This window comes from Microcystis sp. LE19-195.1E (assembly GCF_027532095.1).
GTDB lineage: Bacteria > Cyanobacteriota > Cyanobacteriia > Cyanobacteriales > Microcystaceae > Microcystis > Microcystis aeruginosa.
This window is the reverse complement of the sequence record NZ_JAPZSZ010000003.1, coordinates 1-7,584: the sequence shown is the minus strand read 5'-3', so window position 1 is coordinate 7,584 and position 7,584 is coordinate 1. Positions and strand designations below refer to the sequence as shown.

The following is a 7,584-nucleotide window of genomic DNA, read 5'->3' as shown; positions in this document are numbered from 1 at the left end:
AAGCATTATCGGAGACTGCGAAAGGCGCAAAAAAATCTGTCTAGAAAACAGAAAGACTCAAAAAATCGGGAAAAAGCAAGAATCAAAGTAGCCAAGATTCACGCCCAAATTACTGATAACAGAAAAGACCATTTACACAAGCTAACCACTCAATTAGTCCGTGAAAACCAAACGATTGTGGTTGAGAATTTAGCCGTCAAGAATATGGTCAAAAACCCGAAATTATCTCAGGCAATATCTGACGTTAGTTGGGGAGAAATTACCCGACAATTAGCCTATAAATGCCGTTGGTACGGCAGAAATTACATCGAAATAGATAGATGGTTTCCTAGCTCTAAAAGGTGTAGTAATTGCGGGCATATTGTCGAAAAGATGCCGTTAAATGTTCGAGAATGGGATTGTCCAGACTGTGGGACACACCATGACCGAGATGTTAACGCTAGTAAAAATATTTTGGCCGCAGGGCTTGCGGTGTCAGTCTGTAGAGCGACCATAAGACCAGAACAGAGTAAATCTGTTAAGGCAGGTGCGAAAAATCCTTCGGGAAAGAAGCAGAAACCTAAATCGTGAGGTTTGGGAATCACCGTCCGTTTACGGCGGTGAGGATGTCAAAACAATTCTGGCTCGATCGATATCTAGACATCGGGCGAAGTTTCCAGAAAACCACGGCTACATCTAGATTTTAGTCTATGATGACAATAGATTTGGTCAATGGCAAGAGCCAATAACGATTGGGAAGTTTGATAATTTTTCTTGATTGTACTTAACTAAAAAGGTCGGCTAAGTAGGTAGGCGTTAAAAATTATCAGACACCCCCCTTATCAAGGGTAGGGTTGATTCATGAATCAACCCTACCTTATCAAGGGGGGCAGGGGGGATCGAACCTAAAATCCATTTTTAATTTAATTATAACCAGCTACTTAACACCAGCAAGAAATATTAACCAATCCTCTAGATATAGACAAACAGAATACTATCTAAATTGAGCGAGCCAGTAATGCTATGATCAAAAAATAATTATCTTGAGATGGTAATTTGTGTGATGTTACCTTTTTTACTACCCATTGCCCAAACTCCTCCTATTGTAGAAATAATTCGACCGGTGCAGGTGCGTCCTTTACCGAATCAACTAGATCAAGTTCCCGTTTTTAATAGTAATAGTCCCGAATTATTGCTAGGAGAAGGGATTTTGCTTTCGACTTTTCCCCCCCAAGAGAAAAGTTTTCCCTCGGCCCATTTAAATTATGCTTTTCAGGGACGCTTTGATATTTTTGCCCACCATATAGCGAGGGGGAGTTTTCCCGATAATTTACGCAGCCTTTATCTGGGTATATTACTCCACAATCCTAGTTCTAATCCCGTGACCGTTAAAATTCTGCAAGGAGCTAGTTATTTGAGTCAACCCGATGCAGCTTTTATCGATTTACCCGCACAAGTGGAAAATAATCAGGGGACGGTTTTTGCTGGGCCGGGAAGTCGGGTAATGGGGGATATTTTAATGGGGCAGCGTCAGGATATTTTTCCCGATAGGATTATTATTCCGGCGGGGGAGAGTGTTATGGTCTTAAATGCGGCGATTCCCGTGCGCGATTTGACTCCCCCTTTAAACGGTAGGTCCACTTATCTCCGTCTGGAAAGTGACGGTCTTCTCTACGCTGCTAGTTTAGCTCTTTATGCACCCCTAGATGAAAATGGGCAGGAAAGACCCCCAAATCTGACAGAGTGGCAAAATTTGCTAGAAAAAGGCGATTTATCGACTCCGAGGGATCGAGTACCCACTCCTCCCCATAGTCAAGGACAGATAATTTATGGACGGGTAGCGGGGGTGTCCCAAGGTTCAGCTTGGCCAGCCCGATTGGTCGATCGAGCTTCTTTATGGTTAAATATTCCTGATTCTGGTCAATCTATAGCCTATGGGATTAGCACCCTACCCGGGGGCAAACTGGGAACGGAACAAAATCAAAGTGCTACTATGTTAGTTCGCTATCCCGATACGGCCTATCAAGCTCATGGTAATTACGGTGTGGAATATCGGTTAAGTTTACCTCTATTTAATCGAAGTGATGAGGCGAAAACGGTGACTATTGCGCTAGAAACACCGATTAAAGAGAATATTATCGGTCAGGGTTTGCGTTTTCTCGATCCGGCTGCCCCACAAGTGTTTTTTCGGGGAACAGTAGCCGTCAATTATAGCGATGACCAGGGACAGGCACAAAGCCGATTTTTCCATCTCGTCCAAAGACGCGGACAAGAGGGGCAACCTTTAGTGACTCTGACTATTCCTCCCGGGGATTGGCATATAGTACAGGTAAATTTTTTATATCCACCAGATGCTACTCCTCCACAGGTTTTAACGATTAAGACCGAGTAGAACAAGTTTAAAATTGGCCGTTAACGATCGCAATATTCCATTGACCCTCTTGGTTGGTTTCAAAGGCAATTTGGCGACCATCACCGCTAATGGTGGGATTGCGGACGCTTCCCCGCAGGTTAGCGGTTAACAGGGTTGCACGGGATCTGGAACGATCATAAACCATGACATCACTCTTGCCGCGTTCGCTGGAGATATAGGCAATTAAACGACCGTCAGCATTCAGAGATGGCTGATCTTGGCTAGAATCGCCACGATTTAGGTTAGGAAGATTAACTAAGCGCTTTTCTTGCAGATCGAATAAATATATACTACGACGACCGGAGCGATCGGAAGCGAAGGCTAAATAGCGACCATCAGCACTATAACTGGGGAATTGATCGGGAGCAAAACTATTTAAACCACCGGAGGGAACTTGAGGAGTGATCAAAAGAGGAGAATTGCAGCCACTTATCCCCGATAACAGCCCAAAAGAGGACAAAAATCGCCCCAGCCAGACAAAAAAATTTTTTTCTTTCATCTTGACTTTTGACCCCAAATGTGCTAATAACTTTCTTCCTTGCCGACGGTTTTGAGGGTAAGTAGTTGATTGCCTTGACTGAGACTATCGGCGATCGCTTCTCGAATCGGCAGGTCAATAGTGGTTTCAGCGAGGATTTCTTGGGCTTTTTGCCGCAAATCTGCCCCAGTATCGGCATCTACTTGGTCTAGATCGAGTAATTCTTGCGATAGCTGTTCGATCGAATTCGGGTTAGTCATAGCTCAGGCTCCCAACAAGCTTAATTACAATCCCATTGTAAAGAGGGTCTGGTCCCTAATTGGGGATTTTTTGGCTTTAATTCAGTATTGATACCAATCCAACTTTAAAAACCCAGCTATGAATTGTTTCCCACTTCCCCACTTCCCTCAAAAAAATTTTCCCAGAGGTGCTTGACATAACCCTAATAATGAAGTTACAATCAGAATTGTCGCAAAAATGGGATTGTAGTTCAATTGGTTAGAGCACCGCCCTGTCACGGCGGAAGTTGCGGGTTCGAGCCCCGTCAATCCCGTAGAAATCTAGATTAGAGTCGCCCAAGGCTCGTTATCCTGTGGGCAGTAGGGTGAATAAACACGATCCTACTGCCTAGATTTGTTCTAATTTACCGATAAACCGGCATTAGCTTGAATATAATCGGGTAATTCAATCTTTACCGGTTGTACCCGCCAGATTTCCTCGCAGTATTCCCGAATCGATCGATCGCTAGAGAATTTTCCCATGCGGGCCACATTAAGAATCGCTAAACGACTCCAATGTTCTTGATCTTTATAAGCGCAACCGACTCCTTCCTGACAATCGATATAGGACTGATAATCGGCCAGTAACATATAGGGATCATTGTAGATAAGATCATCCACAAGCGGGCGGAATAAACTACTATCACCCCGGCTAAAAAATCCCGAACTAATGAGGTCTAATACTGCCCGCAATTCTTCGTTATGGTAATAGTATTCTTGGGGATTATAACCGGCGGCTTTCTTAGCATAAACCTCCTCGGTTGTCAAGCCAAAAAGAAAGAAATTTTCCGCCCCCACCTGTTCACGAATTTCGATATTTGCCCCATCGAGAGTACCGATAGTTAAGGCCCCATTCATGGAGAATTTCATATTACCGGTTCCCGAAGCTTCTTTCCCAGCCGTGGAAATTTGTTCAGACAAGTCTGCAGCTGGATAAACCCGTTGACCGAAGGTGACATTATAATCGGGTAGGAAAACCACTTTTAAACGTCCTCCAATTGTCGGATCATTATCGATCACTTCTGCCACAGAATTAATCAATTTAATGATTAATTTCGCCATAAAATAACCCGGGGCTGCCTTACCACCGAAAATAAAGGTACGGGGGGTAATATCGAGATTGGGATTATTTTTGAGGCGATGATAGAGAGTGACGATATGTAAAACGTTGAGATGTTGCCGTTTATATTCGTGAATGCGTTTTACCTGCACATCAAAGAGGGTACTAGGATCAACTTTAATGCCGACTTTTTTAGCGATATAATTGGCTAAATCTGCCTTAATATCGTATTTAATTTGTCGCCAAGAGTCCCGAAATCCCCCATCATCCACATAGTTTTCTAAACCGCGTAAATCCTCCAGATGTTTAATCCAATTTTCGCCGATTTTTTCGGTAATTGCAAAAGTTAAGCGGGGATTACTAGAAACTATCCAGCGCCGGGGAGTAACTCCATTGGTTTTGTTGCTAAACTTTTCGGGAAAGAGTTCATAGAAATCGCGCAGAACATCTTTTTTCAGTAATTCTGTATGGAGGGCTGCCACCCCATTAATTGCCTGGGAACCCACACAGGCAAGGTGAGCCATACGGACGTATTTTTCGCCGCTTTCATCGATTATAGATAAACGGGACATTTTGCCGTCATCATGGGGATAAATAATGCGAATTTTATCCAAGAAACGATGGTTAATTTCATAGATAATTTCCATTAATCGGGGGAAAAGACGACCAAAAATACTCAAAGGCCATTTTTCTAAAGCTTCTGGCAAAAGAGTATGATTGGTATAGGCGAAGGTATTTTGAGTAATAAACCAAGCTTTATCCCAATCGAAATGATGCACGTCAATTAACAAGCGCATTAACTCAGCCACCCCGACGGAAGGGTGAGTATCATTCAATTGTACTGACCATTTTTGATGAAAATTATCGAGACTGGGGTTTTCATGTAAGTGAATACGAATCAGATCCTGTAGGGAACAGGAAACAAAGAAATATTGCTGTTCTAAACGCAGTTCTTTGCCTTGAATTGGTTCATCGTTAGGATAGAGAACTTTACTGATATTTTCCGAGTGAACTTTATTATCCACCGCACCATAATAATCGCCGCGATTAAAGCGACCAAAATCAAAAGATTCACAAGCTTCTGATTTCCAGAGACGCATGGTATTAGCGGTGTTAACTCGATAGCCGAGAATTGGGGTATCGTAGGGAATTCCTTTGACTACATAATCGGGAATCCAATGACTGCGATAATTACCATTTTCGTCGGTATAGGATTCGGTATAACCGCCAAATTTTACCTCTACCGATGATTCCGGTCGGGCAATTTCCCAGGGATTTCCATACTGTAACCACTTATCGGTTATTTCTACCTGCCAACCGTCGTGGATTTCTTGATCAAAGATACCAAATTCGTAGCGAATACCGTAACCAATAGCTGGAATTTCTAGGGTAGAAAGGGAATCGAGATAACAGGCAGCTAAACGACCTAAACCACCATTTCCTAACCCCGGTTCTTCTTCTTGGGCAATTAATTCTTCTAGTTTTAATCCCGATTCGCTGACAGCTTTCTGGACCTGTTCGTAGATACCGAGATTAATTAAATTATTAGCTAAATGGGGGCCGACTAAAAATTCGGCCGAGAGATAACAAACGGTTCTGACATCTTTTTTTAGATAGGTTTGTTGGGTGGTTAACCAACGCTGCAATAAACGATCGCGGATTGTATAGGCTAGGGCCATATAAAGATCGTTTTTACTGGCTAATTCTGGTAATTTACCCTGAATATAGAGTAAATTATCCCTTAAAGCCCGTCGGATAGTTTCTGTGTCTAATCCTGTTCTGTCGTCTTCGATGATAATCGGACAAACAAAAGTTGATTCTGGAGATGGATTCATGGGAGCATTTTTACTGAAGATTGACTGCTCTTAGTTTAAGATAACCCGCGCTGAAATTGTATCAAGAAAAGCTTAAATCTTGACTAAGATTAAGGTATAGTAATGACATAGTTAATAGGAAGCGAAAATAGGAGAAAGTTTGAGCAATGCGTGCTTTTGTGACGGGTGGGACGGGTTTTATCGGGGCGAATTTAGTGCGATTGCTTTTAGTTGAAGGCTACCAAGTCCGCGTCCTCGTCCGTCCCCACAGTAATCTCAGAAATTTGTGGGGTTTAGACGTGGAAATTGTCCGGGGTGATTTAAATGATGAGAACTTATTTAAATTAATGGTCGGATGCGAAGTTCTCTTTCATGTAGCGGCGCACTATTCTCTCTGGCAAAAGGATAGACATCAACTCTACCAAAACAATGTTTTAGGCACAAGAAATGTTCTAGAATCGGCGCATTTAGCGGGAATTGCCAGAATAGTTTATACCAGTTCCGTGGCCGCCATTGGAGTGGGTAAAAAGGGTGAAAGTGTCGATGAAACTTATCAAAGTCCCGCCCATCAATTAGTGGGTTATTATAAAAAATCGAAGTATTGGGCAGAACAGGAAGCATTGAAAGCAGTGCAAAGAGGACAGGATATCGTTATAGTTAATCCTAGTACGCCGATAGGAGCCTTTGATCTTAAGCCTACACCCACTGGCGACATTATTCTCCGTTTTTTGCGGCGAAAAATGCCCGCTTATGTGAATACGGGATTAAATCTAATTGATGTGCGCGATGTGGCCTGGGGACATTTATTAGCTTTAGAAAAGGGCAGAACTGGCGAAAGATATATTTTAGGTCATCAAAACACTTCTTTAAAAACTTTGTTGACAGAATTAGCCGAAATTACCAGCATAAATGCCCCGAAAATTGTTTTACCTTTTTGGATTCCTTTACTAATAGCTTGGCTGGATGAAAAAGTTCTTCCTGTCTTCGGAAAATCGCCCTCTATACCCCTTGATGGCGTGAAAATGTCAAAACAGTCCATGTACTACGATTCCTCGAAGGCAGTGCAAGAACTGGGCTTACCGCAATCGCCGATTAGACAAGCTTTAGCTGATGCTATCGATTGGTTTCAAACCAATGGAGACATTACTTATTAAGACTGAGTAGGAAGGGAAAAAGATGGTCTCAATTGTGCTGAAATGCTTAAGTAGTTAGGTGTTAAAAGTTGTCAGACACCCCCCTTATCAAGGTAGTAGGGTTGATTCATGAATCAACCCTACTATGAATCAACCCTAGGGACAGGGGGGATCAGACGCAAAATCTATTTAGGGTCTGCTGAAAAAGTCATTGAAAAGTACAGGTCTCTTAATCAATGATTTCACTTAGCTACAAGCATAAGCTTTAGTTGTTGATTAATTTTTAAGTTATAACTTATCCTAATCATTGACCGAGAAAAAGTGCTGTTTTTCCATTTCAGACATAAAAAAGCCCAAAAAACCTGCCTCAACAGGTTAGAAAGATTCATGACTAAAAAAGTAATAGCAATCGCTGAAAAGGAAGTATGA

Annotated in this window: 6 protein-coding genes, 1 tRNA gene and 1 pseudogene; 4 read left to right on the top strand and 4 right to left on the bottom strand. The window is 42.3% G+C overall.

What is annotated here, in order from left to right:
• Positions 1–570, top strand: a 570-nt coding sequence (locus O9300_RS00150) for an RNA-guided endonuclease TnpB family protein (protein ID WP_287969278.1), incomplete at its 5' end; no start/stop codon positions are given.
• Between the two features lie 457 nt (positions 571–1,027).
• Positions 1,028–2,371: a DUF3370 domain-containing protein gene (locus O9300_RS00145; protein WP_287969275.1), complete on the top strand. Its 1,344-nt coding sequence runs from the start codon at positions 1,028–1,030 to the stop codon at positions 2,369–2,371.
• A gap of 7 nt (positions 2,372–2,378) precedes the next feature.
• Here the strand turns inward: O9300_RS00145 and O9300_RS00140 are convergent, their stop codons facing one another.
• Positions 2,379–2,891, bottom strand: a complete 513-nt coding sequence (locus O9300_RS00140) for a TolB family protein (RefSeq protein ID WP_287969272.1) — start codon at positions 2,889–2,891, stop codon at positions 2,379–2,381.
• 23 nt (positions 2,892–2,914) lie between these two features.
• Positions 2,915–3,130 (bottom strand): hypothetical protein, encoded by a 216-nt coding sequence (locus O9300_RS00135; protein WP_002761575.1) that lies wholly within the window; start codon positions 3,128–3,130, stop codon positions 2,915–2,917.
• A gap of 219 nt (positions 3,131–3,349) precedes the next feature.
• Between O9300_RS00135 and O9300_RS00130 the strand changes: the two genes are divergently transcribed.
• Positions 3,350–3,423: transfer RNA gene (locus tag O9300_RS00130), tRNA-Asp, on the top strand.
• A gap of 85 nt (positions 3,424–3,508) precedes the next feature.
• Here O9300_RS00130 and O9300_RS00125 read toward each other — a convergent pair.
• Complete coding sequence (locus O9300_RS00125) at positions 3,509–6,043, bottom strand: glycogen/starch/alpha-glucan phosphorylase (protein ID WP_287969269.1); 2,535 nt, start codon at positions 6,041–6,043, stop codon at positions 3,509–3,511.
• A 146-nt stretch (positions 6,044–6,189) separates the two neighbouring features.
• Between O9300_RS00125 and hpnA the strand changes: the two genes are divergently transcribed.
• Positions 6,190–7,176 (top strand): hopanoid-associated sugar epimerase, encoded by a 987-nt coding sequence (hpnA, locus tag O9300_RS00120; RefSeq protein WP_287969267.1) that lies wholly within the window; start codon positions 6,190–6,192, stop codon positions 7,174–7,176.
• A gap of 221 nt (positions 7,177–7,397) precedes the next feature.
• On the opposite strand, the pseudogene O9300_RS00115 reads toward hpnA, so the two are convergent.
• A pseudogene (locus O9300_RS00115) lies at positions 7,398–7,584 on the bottom strand (IS5/IS1182 family transposase); the annotation flags it as partial.